Below are 17,509 nucleotides of genomic sequence, written 5' to 3' on the forward strand. Positions count from 1 at the left end.
TCTAATTCATTCTGTAATTTATATATTTGTTCAAGATGGTTGTTGAATATAAAATTTAAAATCGGATTAAGTTTTACAGAATATTTTATATCACTGCATTTATTTAAGAAATCTTGAATCTTACCTTGCCCCTTTTCTCCTTAATTATAAGTTAATTGAATTAAACTTTATGATGAATAATCTATCTCTTATTAAATTTCATAAAGGAATAGAAGGATATGTAGCATATTTTTACGATTGATTCTAGTAAATAACATAATTTACTTTTCATTCCAAAAGCCTAAAATAAAAAACTGAAGGTGTTAAGAATTACATGCATTGCATTATTCAGCTCATTTCCATTAAATATATTACATCCAGAATATATTTTTTTGTATAATATAACTCTCCATTATAACACCAGACTTTTAATCGATGTTACGATGATAGTATGTACGGAGGTGATTTAACCATGAATCTATAAAACCTCACAAATCGCTGAAATAATTGGAGTTCATCCCAATACAGTACGACTCTATGAAGATTTAGAACTTATTGCAAAACCTAAACGTCAAGCAAATGGCTATCGTGTTTTCACTGATCTTCACTTAGAACAATTCAGACTTGCTCGACTTGCCTTTCAAATAGAAGTGTTACAAAATGGATTAAGAAAAAAATTGTCAAAATGGTCAAGACTTCAGCATCAGGCGATTACGATAAGGCCCTTCAGCATACTCAAGAATATATACTCCAATTACAAGAAGAGCGAAAAAATGCGGAAGAAGCTATAGTAATAGTGAAAAGGCTTTTAGACGGTAAATCAATAATAAATAAACTGTACATGCAAGAAAAGAAGTTTCCCAATATCTTAACATTTCTATGGATACACTTAGAAACTGGGAGATGAATGGTCTTTTATCAGTTAAACGTAAAAAAAATGGTTATCGCGTTTATAGAGATAAAGATATTCGGCAGTTAAAAATTATCCGCTCTCTCCGTTGTGCAAATTATTCCCTTGAGTCAATTTTGCGTATGCTTAATGCATTGTCCTCAAATACTAATACAAACTTAAAAAAAGTACTTAATACACCTACGAAGAACGAGGATATTATTTCAGTATGTGATAAGTTAATAGATTCATTGAACAAAGCTGAAAGAAATGCACAGATCATGATTAATCAACTGCAATATATGAAAAACATATTTCACTAAACCCTACACTTTAACACCAGCCTTCTTGCTGGTGTTATTCTTTTATTGGACAAATTTATGTGATAAAAACAAGGAGGAAATGTTTATGCAAGCCGTCATTCATGTTGAACAGTTATCTAAGACTTATACTGGGTTGCCAGTAGTAAAAAATTTGAGTTTTTCCATAAAAAGGGGAATGGTATTTGGTTTACTTGGTGCAAATGGTGCAGGAAAAAGCACAACGATTGAGTGTATGCTAGGGACAAAAAAAGCTGATAGTGGAAGGGTTACTATTTTAGGGAAGAATCCATTGACAGAACGAAAACAATTATTTCAAAAGGTGGGTGTTCAATTTCAAGAAGCAAATTATCAAGAAAAAATAACAGTGAAAGAATTGTGTGAAGTCACCCAATCACTTTATAAAAAAACGGAAAATTATAAAGATTTATTGACACAATTTGGTATTTATGATAAGCGTAAAAATCTTGTTAGTGATCTTTCTGGAGGTCAGCGCCAAAGGTTATTCATTATTCTTGCCCTTATTCCTCAACCAGAAGTTGTTTTTTTGGATGAATTAACAACCGGACTTGACGCAAGAGCGAGACGGGATGTCTGGAAAATTCTTTCTGGTCTAAAGAAAAAAGGACTAACAATTTTCTTAACATCACATTTTATGGACGAAGTTGAAGCTCTATGTGATTGCATTTGCGTTTTAAGAAAAGGGCAGATAGTGTTTTATGGAACAGTTGAGGAAGCTATAGCTTCAAGTCCTTTTGATGAATTTGAAGATGCTTATTTATGGTATACAGAGGAGGAAATGGAAAATGAGTACTTTTAGAACAATGCTTAAAACCGAATTAAAACTTTCTTTAAGAGGAATGGATATGTTCATTTTTGCTATCTGTATGCCGCTAATAGTGTTAGTCTTACTCGGCATTATTTATGGAGATAATCCCGCTTTTAATGGAGCAGATTATACTTTTTTACAGCAGTCCTTCGGTGCACTTGTTACCATCTCCATTTTGGCTGGTGGAGTCATGGGACTTCCTTTAGTTATATCTGAATATCGTAGTAAAAAAATACTGAAACGGTTTAAGGTAACACCTGTTACACCTGTCATGATTTTATTCGTGCAAGTAGTAATTTATTCATTATATGCAGTCGTGTCACTTCTACTTCTTTATCTTGTTGCCGTATTTTTTTTCAATTTCCAAATGATTGGCTCATGGTTTTATTTTTTTGGTGGTTATTTTTTAGTTATGCTATCTATTTTTAGTATTGGCATGATGGTTGGCGGTCTCGCACCTAATACAAAAACAGCTAGTGTACTAGCAACTTTATTGTATTTTCCTATGCTTATTTTTTCAGGTGCAACATTGCCTTATGAAGTTATGCCAGAGGCACTTCAAAGAATGGCTGATATTATGCCGTTGACACAGGGTATTAAGCTGATAAAAGCGGCCTCTCTTGGAATGGAAATTGACAGTATTTTACTTCCAATCATTGTAATGGGGATTGTTGCAGTAATTTGTATAGGACTTTCTATCAAATTTTTCAAGTGGGAATAATTCATGTGATAATAACACTTTAATTTAAAACCGTTGTTTTGAGATAATGGTTGATTGTTTATGGAACAGAAAAATGGCGGTTTTAAATTTTATAATTAAAGCCGCCGTTTTCTTAAAAAAACAAGATATAGTAGTGTGTATTAAATCGCCCTTTTTAGGACACGGCGGTATGAAGGAGGTTATCGCCGTGTTTATTTATGTTTACCCTGATTGGATATCACTCGACATATCAAGAAACGTCTTGAAGTGTTATTGGATTATTATGGATGTAATTTATCAATATACAATATCTATGCCCAGCTAGCTTATGTTCAGTTTGGGCTTTTTTGTGTCTAATAAGATTTTTTTTCAAAAAAATTGCTTCTAACAAAAGCATACGTTAGCAAATGCCATTACACGCTATTCTAAAAAAGCTGGGATTCATCAAATCAGATTACATGCTTTAAGACATTCTCATGCTTCTCTGCTTATTAGTAGGGAGAAAATCCATTAATTATTAAAGACCGCCTAGGGCATGAAGATATTGAAACGACACTCGGCACCTACGGACATTTGTATCCTAATAGTAACTTTGAAGTAGCCCATAAATTGGAAGGTATTATGTCTTACCAAACAGCAACAGAAAATGAAGATACTTCACCCAAGAATCAATTCACTGCTCGTTACCTACGTAAAGAATTTAATAATGCAATAACAATGCAATGAAAATAGAGTAAAGAGCCGAAACCCTTATGAACAAAGGGGTTTCGGCTCTCCTTCTACTATTCCCACTCTGTTTTAAGCGTACAGCATATAAAGCAAAATGCTGTAATATCAAGGGTTTTGGGAGCATATAAAAACAAATAAACTGTATAGAAAATAATAACAAGTGCAATAAAAGTGCAATTTGCACCTAATCAAATACTTGTTGAATTCTGTTACGGATTCCCAAAACTCCAATATTCAAATTTTGTTAAATACAATCTTGAGGAATTAAATTGTAAAGCTAATGTGTACCACACTTTTATTATTAGATTATAGAAAAAGAGTTAGCTGTTTTATCATCATCTTCAATGCATACTGGCAAATTCGAGGTATGATTCATTGAAAAATTATTTGTGATTTTATGGCAATACTGGAAACGAAATTCTTGCTCGTATGTACGTCCCACTAAATCTTTAAACTTTATCTTAAAGAAAACATCATGCGCTTTATCATGTTTCTTACAACACGCGGAAAATTTTACAGTTTCTCCGGGAAATGCATACTGTTTATCTAAATATTCGTGTATAAAATGAATATTTTCCTTTAATCTTCCGGTTTTGAAGTAATCTTCTAAACCTCCATTTTGCGTCATTAGCTCAAGTCTTATATTTGTTGCAGACTCTCGTCCCAAGTTGATTAAAGAAATTGGTAAAATAAAGTGTTCTTCATTAGCAATATTTTTGATAAATATTTTTTCATTGAACGATAAATGAAATGAAGGAATTAGGGATATCCTACTATTGTTTTTAGAATGAAAAATTTGTTCATCTACTTCCTTTTTCCTTACATTTTCTTTATGAATCTCCCACTCTTTAGCTACTTTATTACTTTTATTACTTTTAAAGAAACTAATAATTGATAAACAGAGGGCTGCTGCTGCAATCAAATTTGAAATACCCATTAAAAACCTCCTTACTATTAGTTTAATTCTTTTGTTTCAAAAAATAGCATTATCCTTATAGATTTATTTTTGTTTTTACTTTTTCTAACTCATAATGAAACTCAGTAAAATCAGGTTCATTTAATTTCAACGTAATGTCTAAACGGAATTCCTCTCCTTCTTGAATAGAAAGAGGTATTTTATTGAATGCTTCTGTCAATTCATTCTCAAACCTTTCAATATCAGCAATTATTGAATGGCTAATATTTGAAAATGACAAAATAAGTTTTTCTGCATCTTCAGGAACTGTGGTGCTTCCTAGGTCCACTTCCCATTGGATTATTTTTTTATAAACATCTGAAATTTTATTAGCAATATACACTAAAAAATCCAAATCTGATGGTTCACCAGGGTTTCCAATAGCTATCTTAAACGCATTATTAATTAAAGATGAAAGGGCATTAACTATCCTTAATATTTGATCGTTTTTCTCGGTAATCCAGTAGAAAAGGTCTGAATAATCATTTATTGAAGAGTTAAATTCTAGAAAAATTTGATATTCAACATCCCTTTTTAATTCCTTACAGCTTTTTATATTATCAGACAGCAATTGAGAAAAAAAACGATACTCCCAACCTAGCGGTTTTTCCAGTACAATTTGTAAAGCATCTGGGCTTGTTTGTAAAACTTTATTAGATAAGTTATTTGACTTAATTTTTTTTCTAATTGTTAATGAGTCGTAGAAAAGGTACGCAAATTGATACTTTAGCCTTTCTGATATTTCACTAGCAAATTCAAATTCATGTACCCACACATTGTCTATACTCATTAATTCATCAACAAAATTGAATAATTCAGGGGTATCTACCGATGAAGAAAAATCCATCGAAGGATTGTCTCTCCATAAAGGAATATTATTTTTTATCTTTCTATCAACAAAAGCGTATATAGGAATGCCCTTTTCTTTCGCTCTTAGATATTCGAGATTTGTTACCGATTTTCCACTATCAGTGATAGCTCCATATCTAGTACCAACTATTAAAACAAAAATATCTGCTCTTTCTTGAACTGCTCTTAAACAGTTTTCGACTGTACCTAGCGAAGGATCTAAAGGAAATGATTTATATTCTGAGAGTAAGGCTTCTAAACCTAAATCTTTTTCTATAATATTTTTTAAATCATCTCTAATCTGCTTTAGATCATAACAAGTTGAACTTATAAAAACAGTGGGTTTTCTTCCAAATGAATCCATATTATTCCTCCTTTATATATTAATTTTTTAATATAAATATAATATGCGACATTATAGGCCCTTCTTAATACTATTAAATAATTAGTATCAAATCGGCATCATTATAACACATAAAACTATAGAGTTCCCTTAAAATAAGAAACCCTATGATTTTTTCTAACTCCATTCGAAATATCAATTATGAAAAAATATAGTTTTTTCTTGTATTCAAAAATACCATCTAATTTCATTTGATTGTTGTTTATCTAAAAATAGCGTTCTTGTTGCGAAATTAAAGGTGAAATATTTGAATGATAACATATTGAAAACGTCGTAACACACATAAAATAGGAAGCCTTTTGATGAAATAGGGTCTTTCCTCTTTTACTTCTCGAAACGAAATTATCAGATTCAGAAAAATATTGGGTGAAAATATAACGCAATTAGAAACAAGATTTCCATGCTCTGAACATATCAAGGTTGGTATTGGTGGAAACTTTATAGATAAATCAATGTTTGAGCCTGTTGGATTATTCACATCTGACATGCTTTTTTTTATGGGTTCATAGAAAGGGGAAAGTTGTATGATGTCTTTGAATGAACAGGATATATACGAAGAAAAGGTCATGGAATGGATCGATGATCATTTTATAATGAATGAAATTGAGATTGAAGATTTTCCGTTTTTTCCTCATGGGAAATTGATACGGGATGAAAATGGAGAAACAATGGTTGTATTTTGGTGTGTCATTTATGGGCGTGTGGATTATCGACTACAAGAAGCGTAAGGAGTGATTGATAAATGAAGATATATTTTTCTCGTTCCCCTCCCTTCTGCCCTTGCTTTCCATATGAATAAATAACCAAATATTAAAACAAGAAAAGAGGTTTATATGATGGAATTAAAACATGTCGTTCCAAATATGGAAAAGACGTTTGGAAATTTAGAATATGCAGGTGAAGGCAAAGTTGAACAGCGACGGATTAATGGACGTATGACTACTCTATCCCGGAGTTATAATCTGTATTCTGATATTCAACGTGCTGATGATATCGAAGTGGTTCTCCCCCAAGAAGCAGGAGAAAAGTTCTTTGAACATGAGGAGAAAGTAAAATTAGTCAATGCGAGAATCACCGCAGAAGGCTATAAAATCGGAGAACGTGGTTTTACAAACTATATTTTACATGCAGATGACATGGTCAAAGCATAAGGAGGAAAAAAGATGAGATTAGCACAAGGGATTATCATTGATAAAGAAAAGACGTTTGGATTATTAAAGTTTTCCGCATTACGAAGAGAAGTATTCATTCAAAATGAAGATGGTACGGTTTCAACCGAGGTAAAGGAACGCACGTATGACTTAAAGTCTCGTGAACAAGGTCGCATGATTCAAGTGAGTATTCCTGCTTCCGTTCCCTTAAAAGAATTTGATTATAATGCAGAAGTAGAAATTATTAACCCTGTCGCAGATACCGTCGCAAATGCAACCTTTCGTGGCGCAGATGTGGATTGGTACATTAAGGCAGATGATTTAGTCTTAAAGGGAAAAGCAACAACATCAACTAGTAATATTCCAAAGTCTATCCCTAGTAAAGAAAAATAATGAAAACTTTTAAAAGACGAGGGAAACGAATTCGAGCGAGTGATGTATCCCTCGTTTTTCAATATGTAGTCTTTGGGCTGGCTGGTGTATGGCTTATTTCCTTTATTCCTTTTCATCTGCCATTTTTACTTTGTACAACGTGGCAGCTTGATCTATTTCAAGCACATTTTATGAGTACGTATGGATTGGTTTCACTAGTGATTAGCCTAGTGATGGTAGCTTGCTGTGCTTTTGTTTATTATCGGTATCGTTATGATCGTATCAGGCAAATTATTCATCGTCAAAAGCTTGCCAAAATGATTATGGAAAATGGTTGGTATGAAACGAAACAAGTACAATCAAGTAGCTTCTTTAAGGACATACCAAATGGGAAAGCAAAAGATAAAATTAGTCATTTTCCTAAAATGTACTATCGGCTTGAAAAAGGATTGCTTCATATTCAAGTGGAAATCACATTGGGTAAATATCAAGATCAGCTACTCAGCTTAGAAAGTAAACTGGAAAGTGGTTTGTACTGTGAATTGGTATCGAAAGAATTACATGATTCCTTTGTGGAATATATTTTGCTCTATGACACAATTAATAGTCGTATTTCCATTGATGAAGTGGTTGCACAAAATGGTAGTTTAAAGCTCATGGATGCGATGTATTGGGAATATGATAAGTTGCCGCATATGTTGATTGCTGGTGGAACGGGCGGTGGAAAGACATATTTTATTCTCACGCTGATTGAATCGTTATTAAAAACAGATGCAAAGTTGTATATTTTAGATCCGAAAAATGCCGATTTAGCGGATTTAGCCACTGTTATGCCAGATGTCTATTATAAAAAGGATGATATGACAGCTTGTATTGACCAATTTTATGAGGATATGATGACACGAAATGAAGAAATGAAACAAATGCCGAACTACAAGACAGGAGAAAACTATGCTTATTTGGGTTTGCCTGCTCGCTTTTTAATCTTTGATGAGTACACATCGTTCATGGAAATGATCGGCAAAGAAAGCATAAAAGTGATGAGTAAGCTGAAACAAATTGTTATGTTGGGACGACAAAGTGGCTTCTTTCTTATCCTTGCTTGTCAACGTCCAGATGCAAAATATCTTGGAGATGGCATTCGAGATCAATTTAATTTTCGGGTTGCTTTAGGTCGTATGAGTGAACTTGGGTATGGCATGATGTTCGGATCGGACGTACAAAAACAATTTTTCTTAAAACAGATTAAAGGACGAGGGTATGTTGATAAAGGAGATAATGTCATTTCAGAATTTTATACACCACTTGTCCCGAAAGAACATGACTTTTTAAATGAAATTGCTAAACTAGCCCAATAAAGGCTGCCCAGTGCGGCGGCGTGCGAAGCGAAAGCCGTCGTGCTGGGCTAAGCCTGCGTGGCGACAGCCACGCCTTAACCCCCTATTTCTAACAGGGGGGTAGAAAAGCAATAGGAAACTGTTTCAAAAGCCAACAAAGCCTGATGGCACAACCGTTTAAAGCACATTACAAAGATGTCAACTTTTACACTTTAGTTGACATCTTTTTTAGTTTGGAGGAATGCACATGAATCAAGTACCTTGGTATCAACAATTAAAAGAAAAGCGATTGGAATACGGTGTATCGTAAAATAAATTAGCTGTTCATATAGGTATTTCAAGACAATATATCAGTGAAATTGAAACAGGAAAAGTAACTCCGACTCCAACATTACAAAATGCTATGTTCCAAGTTTTAGAACAATTTAATCCAGATGCTCCTTTGGAAATTTTATTTGACTATGTGCGGATTCGATTTTTAACAACCAATCCAAAACCTGTTATTGAAGAAATTTTGAAGCTGAAAATAGAGTATATGTTACATGAAGATTATGCGTTTTATTCTTATATGGAAAAATACGTTTTTGGCGATATTGTGGTGATGGTTTCGCCTGATGAGGACAAAGGTTGTCTACTCGAACTCAAAGGAAAAGGTTGTCGGCAATTTGAAAGCTTTCTACTAGCTCAACAGCGAACATGGTTTGACTTTTTCATGGATGTATTTCGTGTGAATGGGGTTTTTAAACGAATTGACCTTGCGATAAACGACAAGACAGGCATATTGGATATTCCGTTTTTGACTAACAAATGCCGAAATGAAGAATGTATCTCTGTTTTTCGTAGTTTTAAAAGCTATCGTTCTGGTGAATTGGTGCAAAGTGAAGAAAAGCCTGATATGGGCAATACATTATATATCGGGTCATTAAAAAGCGACGTATATTTTTGCGCCTATGAGAAGGATTATGAACAATATGTAAAGCATGGAACATCACTCGAAGATACAGACATCAAGAACCGTTTTGAAATTCGCTTAAAGAATGATCGTGCTTATCATGCAATTGTCGATTTAATGACATATGAAGATGCTGGACGAACGGCCTTTTCCATTATTAATCGCTATATCCGTTTTGTCGATAAAGACGAGAAGAAACGTCGTAGTAGTTGGGAAATCAATAAAGAATGGCAACGGTTTTTGGATTTAGGCGTGAATAGAAAAATTTCTTTAACAACAAAACCTGAACCTTATACGTTCGATAAGACGTTAAGGTGGCTTGCACGACAAGTCGCTCCCACGTGGAAACTAGCAACAAAACTTGATGAAATCAATCAAACGACTGTAATAAAAGATATGTTAGATCAGGCAACCTTAACTAAACGCCATCAACAATTATTAATGCAACAGGCACTTGCGACAGAAGAAGTAATTAAACAATAGATTGGAGAGATTCCATGAAACTATTGAAGTACACTTTTATTACAATCGTGAGCGGTGTCATTTTATGATTTATCGAATGTATGCGTCAAGTGACAAAGTATTAGATGACGAAAGGAGAAATGAAAGATGAATTTTGGGCAGAATCTCTATAACTGGTTTTTAAGTAATGCACAGTCTTTAGTGTTGATGGCGATTGTTGTGATTGGGATTTACTTGGGATTTAAGCGTGAGTTCTGCAAATTGATTGGCTTTTTGATCGTTGCCTTAATTGCAGTAGGATTAGTCTTTAATGCAAGTGGAGTGAAAGATGTATTGTTGAACCTATTCAATCGAATTATAGGGGCATAGATGTTACAATAGATTGAGATTATAGTATCGTTTATTCAACTAATGAACTAGATTAATTAGAATGACAGGAGCGGAAAATGAAAGATTTTCATACAATATTATCTTTTTTAAATAAAATAATATATAAGCCGAACCACTTAACATTAGAGTTGGTTCAAGAAGAAAGACAAAATTCTAAGTATGGTGCTGGAACATTTAAATTATCTTCAGGATTAGCTTCTAAATCAATACGATTTAGAGTTGCTAATATAACACCTACTAAAATAGGGCAATTTGTTGCTTTTTGGGAAAAAGATAGAAATAATAAAAATCAACCTTATTCATTTGAAGAAGCACATGACTTATTGGTTATAACTACCTTTAAAAATGATAAGGAGTTTGGACAATTTATTTTTCCAAAGGAAATTTTATTCAAACAGAATATTCTTAGGTCCAGTTCAACAAAGGGAAAAATGGCAATAAGAGTTTATCCTAGATGGGATATTCCAACTAGTAAACAAGCTATGAAAACTCAAGAATGGCAGTTACCCTATTTTGTTGATATGAGTGATCAAAATAAATTACAGATAGACAAAATGCTAGAACTTTATTCCTTGTAACTCTCCGAAAAGATGTATAAATGTTTGTTCTGAGTTTTTTAAAAAAGATATCACTCCCTTTATACAGATTAAACTTGAAGCGAATAGTAGAAAAAGAAACAGCTAACTTCCTAACTAGTTAGCTGTTTTTTTGTGTTTATTTTTATTATTAAGGATGTGAAAATTTTATGGAAATGCAAGTTTACATTGCCAATCTCGGAAAATATAATGAGGGCGAACTGGTTGGCGCTTGGTTTACACCACCTATAGATATGGAAGATGTAAAAGAGCGTATCGGATTAAACAGCGAATATGAAGAACATGCCGTGCACGATTACGAACTGCCATTTGAAATTGATGAATATACACCAATTACTGAAATCAATCGTTTATGTACGATGGTACAAGAATTAGAGGGTTCGCCTATTTATCATGAACTTTCTGAAATTCAAAGTTACTGGTTTGATAATTTAGAAGAATTACTAGAACATCGAGACGATATTATGCATTACCCCGATTGTGAGAATATGGCAGATGTCGCAAGGTATTTTGTTGAAGAAACAGGAGCACTTGGAGAAGTTCCTACCAATCTACAAAATTATATTGATTATGAAGCCTTTGGACGTGACTTAGAAATAAGCGGGAATTTTCTTGTCACTTCTCATGGGGTTTTTGAGTATACCAATTAATTAATAAAAGTAATCCATTGACATTTTCAGATAATCACTTAAGAATATAGTCAGTATTACTGATTATATATCGAGGTGATTACTTTGGTGGACGTTAACCAATCTTGGGGATATCAATTAAGTAAGATAGCTCAAGAGATGGGAGAAAGTTTTGCAAAAGAGTTAACAAATTATGAGCTTACATCAAGAGATTTTGGGATTCTATCTACGATTTATAATAACGAAAGCTTAACCCAGAAAGATATTGGATTATTGCTGAAAGTGGATAGAACGACAATGGTACAACTAATTGATGTTTTAGAATCTAAAAATTTAGTAAAACGTGTTAGTAATCCAAATGACAGAAGGGCTAACTTCATTCAAATCACAGAGGAAGGCCTTTCTATCTTAGAAAAAAATCAGAAAAAACTTGAAATCTATGAAAAACACGTTGTCTCTCAAATGTCAGCCGATCAAAAGAAGGTAATTCATGATATCTATCATTACCTACAAAAGGAGGAATTTGATAATGAATAAAATAGAATATTTAGAAACTCATTTAGAACTAACATTAAGTCCTATGGATTATATGGGACATGTCAAAAATAATCCTGATTCTTGTACTTTAGTTGATGTTCGAAATGCTCCACCACATTTAAAAAAGGAGAAGATTCAAGGTGCGATTGAAATTCCTTTGAATGAATTAGATCAAAGGCTGGAAGAACTCCCCAAAGATAAACTGATTGTTGTATATTGCTGGGATACATGGTGCAACATGGGTAAGAAAGCAAGTCTTCTTTTATTACAAAATGGATATGAAGTGAAAGAACTATTTGGGGGCATTGCTTCATGGAAAACACTTAAATTTCCAGTAAAAGCTTTATAAATAAGAATAAATTATGAAAGCAGCTTGTTATCGTACAGGCTGCTTTTTCTATTGATGAAAGGGTGATTTCATTTGAAAAAACTAAAGAACTATACCCGAATTTGGTCAGTTGAAAAAGTGATTTATGCGATTAATGATTTTCGTTTACCTTTTCCCGTAACATTCAATCAAATGTCATGGTTTGTACTTTCGCTCTTAATTGTCATGTTGTTAGGGAATCTTCCTCCACTTTCTTTGATTAATGGAGCGTTATTAAAATATGTCGGAATTCCAGTTGGTTTGACATGGTTTATGAGTCAGAAAACATTTGATGGCAAAAAACCATATAGTTTTCTCAAGTCTGCATTGACCTATTGGTTTCGACCTAAAGTTACGTATGCAGGAAAACCTATCAAACTACAACATGTAAAGGTAAATGAAAACTTAACGGCTGTCAGGAGTGAAATCCATGCGTTATCCGATTAAATATATTGAAAACAATCTTGTCTTTAACCATGACGGGGAATGTTTTGTGTATTATGAATTACTCCCTTATAATTATTCGTTTCTTTCACCAGACGAAAAAATACAAGTACACGATCACTTCCGTCAATTAATTGCACAAAATCAAGATGGAAAAATTCATGCTTTACAAATTAGTACGGCAAGCAGTATCCGATCGGTACAGGAGCGAAGTAAAGAGTTAGTGACAGGACGATTAAAAGAAGTTGCTTATGAGCGTATTGATGACCAAACGGAAGCCCTAGTTTCTATGATTGGTGAACATCAAGTAGACTATCGTTTTTTTATCGGTTTTAAACTGTTGCTGAATGAAGAAGAAGTCAGTATGAAAGCAATGGGAAAAAATATTAAAAATTCACTATCTTCATTCGTCCGTGATGTAAACCACCACCTAATGGGGGATTTTGTCTCGATGCCACATGAAGAAATGAGACGTTTTTCTAAAATGGAATCGTTATTACAAAACAAAATATCTAGGCGTTTTAAAGTACGCCCTCTAGATAAAAATGACTTTGGCTATCTGAGTGAACATCTTCATGGACAAACGGGAATTGCTTATGACGAATATGACTATGCCCTACCTCTAAAGAAATTAAAAAGGGAAACTTTAGTGAAGCGTTATGATCTGATTAAACCGACTCGTTGCTTGATTGAGGAAAATCAACGTTATTTAAAAATCGAACAGGAAGAACAGACAACATATGTGGCTTACTTTACGATTAATTCGATTGTCGGCGATCTTGAGTTTCCATCGGATGAAATCTTTTATTATCAACAACAACAATTCGATTTTCCAATCGATACCTCCATGAACGTAGAAATTGTAACGAACAAAAAGGCATTATCTACCGTTCGGAACAAGAAAAAGGAACTCAAAGACTTGGATAACCATGCTTGGGAATCCGATAATGAAACAGGCAGCAATGTCATCGATGCGTTGGAACAGGTAAATGAATTAGAAGATGTGCTCGACCAAAGTAAAGAATCGATGTACAAGTTAAGTTATGTCATTCGAGTATCTGCTTCTAATGTAGACGAACTTAAACAGCGTTGTAATGAGGTAAAAGATTTTTATGATGATTTAAACGTAAAACTTGTTCGTCCATTTGGAGATATGATCGGTTTACACAGTGAATTTATCCCAGCCAGTAAACGGTATATGAATGATTATATCCAGTACGTGACTTCTGACTTTTTGGCAGGACTTGGATTTGGTGCAACACAAATGCTAGGAGAAACGGAAGGTATTTATTTTGGTTACAACTTAGATACTGGAAGAAATGTGTATCTTAACCCAAGCCTAGCCAGTCAAGGTGTGAAAGGTTCCGTCACCAATGCGTTAGCTTCTGCTTTCTTAGGTTCACTTGGTGGCGGGAAATCATTCTCTAACAACTTACTAGTCTATTATGCCGTACTGTATGGTGGTCAAGCCTTAATAGTTGACCCAAAAGAGGAACGGGGAAACTGGAAAGAAACGTTGCCTGAAATTGCTCATGAAATAAATATTGTTAATCTAACGAGTGAGGAAAGCAACAAAGGACTACTTGATCCTTTTGTTATTATGAAAAAGAAAAAGGATTCGGAAAGTCTTGCGATTGATATTCTTACCTTTCTCACAGGTATATCCAGTCGGGATGGAGATAAATTCCCTGTATTACGACGAGCGATTCGAGCTGTTGGTCAACAGGAGGAACGTGGTTTGCTTCTTGTGATTCATGAACTTAGAAGTGATCCTAACCCGTTAGCTGGTCCCATTGCTGACCATATCGAAAGTTTTACCGACTATGACTTCGCTCACCTTCTGTTTTCGGATGGGACTGTGGAAAATTCGATTAGTTTAGAAAAACAATTGAATATGATTCAAGTGGCGGATTTAGTATTACCAGATGCGGAAACAGGTTTTGAAGAATATACGACGATGGAGTTGCTTAGCGTCGCTATGCTGATTGTTATTTCTACTTTTGCATTAGACTTTATCCATTCCGACCGTAGCATTTTCAAAATTGTTGATTTGGATGAAGCATGGAGCTTTCTACAAGTCGCACAAGGAAAGACTTTATCTAACAAACTAGTACGAGCAGGTCGTGCAATGAATGCTGGTGTCTACTTTGTTACACAGAATGCGGACGATTTAACCGATGAAAAATTGAAGAATAACATCGGTGTAAAGTTCGCCTTTCGTTCTAGAGATATGACAGAAATAAAGAAAACCCTTCAATTCTTTGGTGTGGATGCGGAAGATGAATCGAATCAAAGACGATTACGGGAACTGGAAAACGGACAATGTTTAATTCAAGACTTATATGGACGTGTGGGGATTATTCAAGTCCATCCTGTCTTTGAAGATTTATTTCATGCTTTTGACACGCGTCCACCGACACAGGAGAAGAAAGGTGGCGATTAATTTGAAAAAACAAAAACTAAAAAAGATAGTTATAACGGTAGTGCTGATTAGTGCTGCCGTTTTTCTATGCCTTCTTTTACTTGGAACATTTGCTCAAGCAGCTGGATTAGTAGATGATACGGTATCAGAAGATAATTTGTATTCTAAATATGCCCTTGACCATTATCAATTAGATTTTTATGTGGACACAGGTTGGGATTGGCTTCCGTGGAATTGGAATGATGGAATCGGAAAACAAGTCATGTATGGGCTATACACGATAACAAACTTCATCTGGATTATAAGTTTGTATTTGTCTAATGCAACAGGCTACTTAATTCAACAAGCCTATTCTTTGGATTTCATTTCGCAAACGGCAGACGCCATCGGGAAAAATATGCAAACATTAGCTGGGATTACGGCAAGCGGGTTTAGTAGTTCGGGCTTTTATGTTGGCTTTTTGCTCATTTTTATTTTAATAATCGGGATTTACGTGGCTTATACAGGCTTAATGAAACGAGAAACGACGAAAGCATTTCGAGCGATTCTAAACTTTTTAGTAGTGTTTATTTTGTCAGCTTCTTTTATCGCGTATGCACCAACGTATATTACTAAAATCAATGACTTTTCAGCTGATATTAGTCAAGCAAGTTTAGATTTGGGAACAAAAATCTTAATGCCTAGCTCTACTAGTCAGGGAAAAGATAGTGTCGATTTGATACGAAATAACCTTTTTTCGATTCAAGTGGAACAGCCTTGGCTGCTGTTGCAGTTTGATGATTCAGATAAAGAGACGATTGGCGAAGAACGTGTTGAAGCTCTAGTTTCTATCAATCCTGATACGAATAATGGAAAAGATCGGGAAGATGCGGTCAAAGCAGAAATTGAAGATCATGACAATAAAAACTTAACCATTACGAAGACCACCACACGTTTAGGAATGGTCTTCTTTTTGTTTCTATTCAATATCGGGATTTCAATTTTTGTATTTCTTCTATCGGGAACGATGATTTTCTCGCAAATTCTGTTTATTATCTATGCGATGTTTTTGCCCATTAGTTTTTTACTTTCCATGATACCGACTTTTGAAAACATGGGAAAACAAGCGATTATGAAATTGTTTAATGTGATTATGCTTCGGGCTGGAATTACATTGATTATTACAATTGCCTTTAGCATTTCATCTATGCTTTACAGCTTAACAACAAGTTATCCGTTTTTCTTGATCGCCTTTTTACAGATCGTGACGTTTGCAGGCATTTATATGAAACTCGGTGATATTATGAGCATGTTTAAACTACAAAGTAGTGACTCGCAACAAGTTGGACGTCAAGTCATGCGTCGTCCTTACCGAATGTTTAATCGGGGCAGTCGTCGATTACAGAGAACAATTGGACGCACCCTTGCAGGGGCAACAGCTGGAGCAACCGCCGGGGCAATGGTAGGGAAATCAAAGCAAACAAAAGGTTCCTTCTCCCCACTTCGACCATTACAGCGACTAACATCAACTTCAAAAAATAATAAAGAACGCCCAAATGACAATACAAAACGAACATCTTTAAGCCAAAAAGTGGGTCAAGTAACAGGGAAAATGGTTGGTGCGAAAAATCAGTTCCGTGCGAATATAGATCACCGAAAAGAACAACTGCATGATTTGCCTACTACTGCTCAATATGCGGTGATGCAAGGAAAAGAACAGCTTATAAAACCTGCCCGTGATTTTAAAGAAGGTATGAAGCAAGCAAAGAAAAAAAGACAAAAAATAGATGCAGACCGTCAAGCAAAACATCGTCAAACCATTGCAGATAGGCGGCAAGCATTGGATAAAAAACGTACCCCTTCTCGAAAGACTGCCAGTTATGAACGACCAATCACGCATGATGCCAATGAATCTGTACATCAAGATAGATTAAAGAACCCAGCTGTTCAACAAAAACAAGAGACAAGACCTGTCACAAAAAACGAGCATATGAAGCAATTCAAATTACAACGACAGTTATCGAGCCCAGACAGAAAAGAACATTTTACTGATCATCCCAAACAACCTGTTAAAAAAGAAAATCGATCTCTCAATACAGAACGTTCTCAACCAAAAAATAGTCGGACAATCATCAAGCGTCCTTCTAAACCGTTGAAACGTACAAATCAGAAGCAAATCACCAAGCGTTCAATCCATGCTGTTAGGAGGAAACACTAA

At 34.5% G+C, this 17,509-nt stretch carries 18 protein-coding genes and 2 pseudogenes; 18 read left to right on the forward strand and 2 right to left on the reverse strand.

The genetic code is table 11. The annotated features are described in order from the left end of the window. Positions 1-485: 485 nt before the first annotated feature. The 5 genes and pseudogenes from BN1066_RS20595 to BN1066_RS19750 all read left to right on the forward strand — a co-directional run. Entirely contained in the window at positions 486-770 is a 285-nt protein-coding gene (locus tag BN1066_RS20595) for a MerR family DNA-binding transcriptional regulator (protein WP_245799737.1), read from the forward strand. An 88-nt stretch (positions 771-858) separates the two neighbouring features. Next, positions 859-1,191: a helix-turn-helix domain-containing protein gene (locus BN1066_RS20600; RefSeq protein ID WP_245799698.1), complete on the forward strand. Its 333-nt coding sequence runs from the start codon at positions 859-861 to the stop codon at positions 1,189-1,191. Between the two features lie 85 nt (positions 1,192-1,276). Next, complete coding sequence (locus BN1066_RS04350) at positions 1,277-2,008, forward strand: ABC transporter ATP-binding protein (protein WP_077318265.1); 732 nt, start codon at positions 1,277-1,279, stop codon at positions 2,006-2,008. Next, positions 1,995-2,738 carry an ABC transporter permease gene (locus BN1066_RS04355; RefSeq protein ID WP_077318266.1) on the forward strand — a complete coding sequence of 248 codons (744 nt, stop codon included), beginning with the start codon at positions 1,995-1,997 and terminating at the stop codon, positions 2,736-2,738. Before BN1066_RS04350 ends, BN1066_RS04355 begins: the two co-directional genes overlap by 14 nt. Before the next feature lie 367 nt (positions 2,739-3,105). After that, positions 3,106-3,443: pseudogene (locus BN1066_RS19750) on the forward strand (tyrosine-type recombinase/integrase); the annotation flags it as partial. Positions 3,444-3,747: 304 nt separating this feature from the next. Here BN1066_RS19750 and BN1066_RS04365 read toward each other — a convergent pair. Together BN1066_RS04365 and BN1066_RS04370 are read right to left on the reverse strand one after the other, a co-directional pair. Then, positions 3,748-4,383, reverse strand: coding sequence for a hypothetical protein (locus BN1066_RS04365; RefSeq protein ID WP_077318268.1), 636 nt, complete (start codon positions 4,381-4,383; stop codon positions 3,748-3,750). A gap of 55 nt (positions 4,384-4,438) precedes the next feature. Continuing rightward, positions 4,439-5,614 carry a DUF4062 domain-containing protein gene (locus tag BN1066_RS04370; RefSeq protein ID WP_077318269.1) on the reverse strand — a complete coding sequence of 392 codons (1,176 nt, stop codon included), beginning with the start codon at positions 5,612-5,614 and terminating at the stop codon, positions 4,439-4,441. Between the two features lie 563 nt (positions 5,615-6,177). Here BN1066_RS04370 and BN1066_RS04375 point away from each other — a divergent pair. From BN1066_RS04375 to BN1066_RS04435, 13 genes and pseudogenes are all read left to right on the forward strand, one after another. Continuing rightward, positions 6,178-6,381 carry a hypothetical protein gene (locus tag BN1066_RS04375; protein WP_077318270.1) on the forward strand — a complete coding sequence of 68 codons (204 nt, stop codon included), beginning with the start codon at positions 6,178-6,180 and terminating at the stop codon, positions 6,379-6,381. Positions 6,382-6,489: 108 nt separating this feature from the next. Further along, positions 6,490-6,804 carry a YdcP family protein gene (locus BN1066_RS04380; protein WP_077318271.1) on the forward strand — a complete coding sequence of 105 codons (315 nt, stop codon included), beginning with the start codon at positions 6,490-6,492 and terminating at the stop codon, positions 6,802-6,804. 12 nt (positions 6,805-6,816) lie between these two features. Further along, complete coding sequence (locus tag BN1066_RS04385) at positions 6,817-7,197, forward strand: YdcP family protein (protein ID WP_077318272.1); 381 nt, start codon at positions 6,817-6,819, stop codon at positions 7,195-7,197. Next, positions 7,197-8,534: an FtsK/SpoIIIE domain-containing protein gene (locus BN1066_RS04390; protein WP_077318273.1), complete on the forward strand. Its 1,338-nt coding sequence runs from the start codon at positions 7,197-7,199 to the stop codon at positions 8,532-8,534. The genes BN1066_RS04385 and BN1066_RS04390 overlap by 1 nt, the downstream gene beginning before the upstream one ends. A 226-nt stretch (positions 8,535-8,760) precedes the next feature. Beyond that, positions 8,761-9,948: pseudogene (gene mobT, locus BN1066_RS04395) on the forward strand (MobT family relaxase). Positions 9,949-10,074: 126 nt separating this feature from the next. Next, positions 10,075-10,296 carry a hypothetical protein gene (locus BN1066_RS04400; protein WP_077318274.1) on the forward strand — a complete coding sequence of 74 codons (222 nt, stop codon included), beginning with the start codon at positions 10,075-10,077 and terminating at the stop codon, positions 10,294-10,296. A 77-nt stretch (positions 10,297-10,373) separates the two neighbouring features. Beyond that, entirely contained in the window at positions 10,374-10,895 is a 522-nt protein-coding gene (locus tag BN1066_RS04405) for a MepB family protein (protein WP_077318275.1), read from the forward strand. Between the two features lie 167 nt (positions 10,896-11,062). After that, positions 11,063-11,563, forward strand: coding sequence for an antirestriction protein ArdA (locus BN1066_RS04410; RefSeq protein ID WP_077318276.1), 501 nt, complete (start codon positions 11,063-11,065; stop codon positions 11,561-11,563). 87 nt (positions 11,564-11,650) lie between these two features. Next, a complete protein-coding gene (locus tag BN1066_RS04415) occupies positions 11,651-12,079 on the forward strand; it encodes a MarR family winged helix-turn-helix transcriptional regulator (protein ID WP_077318277.1) in 429 nt (142 codons plus the stop codon). Beyond that, the gene (locus tag BN1066_RS04420) at positions 12,072-12,428 is read left to right on the forward strand and encodes a rhodanese-like domain-containing protein (protein ID WP_077318278.1); all 357 of its coding nucleotides are present in this window, start codon (positions 12,072-12,074) and stop codon (positions 12,426-12,428) included. Before BN1066_RS04415 ends, BN1066_RS04420 begins: the two co-directional genes overlap by 8 nt. A 72-nt stretch (positions 12,429-12,500) precedes the next feature. After that, on the forward strand, positions 12,501-12,893 hold the full coding sequence (locus BN1066_RS04425; RefSeq protein WP_077318279.1) for a conjugal transfer protein: 393 nt from the start codon (positions 12,501-12,503) through the stop codon (positions 12,891-12,893). Then, entirely contained in the window at positions 12,877-15,333 is a 2,457-nt protein-coding gene (gene tcpF, locus BN1066_RS04430) for a conjugal transfer ATPase TcpF (protein WP_077318280.1), read from the forward strand. Before BN1066_RS04425 ends, tcpF begins: the two co-directional genes overlap by 17 nt. Continuing rightward, a complete protein-coding gene (locus tag BN1066_RS04435) occupies positions 15,284-17,509 on the forward strand; it encodes a CD3337/EF1877 family mobilome membrane protein (protein ID WP_077318281.1) in 2,226 nt (741 codons plus the stop codon). Before tcpF ends, BN1066_RS04435 begins: the two co-directional genes overlap by 50 nt.

This window comes from Virgibacillus proomii (assembly GCF_900162615.1).
GTDB lineage: Bacteria > Bacillota > Bacilli > Bacillales > Amphibacillaceae > Virgibacillus > Virgibacillus proomii.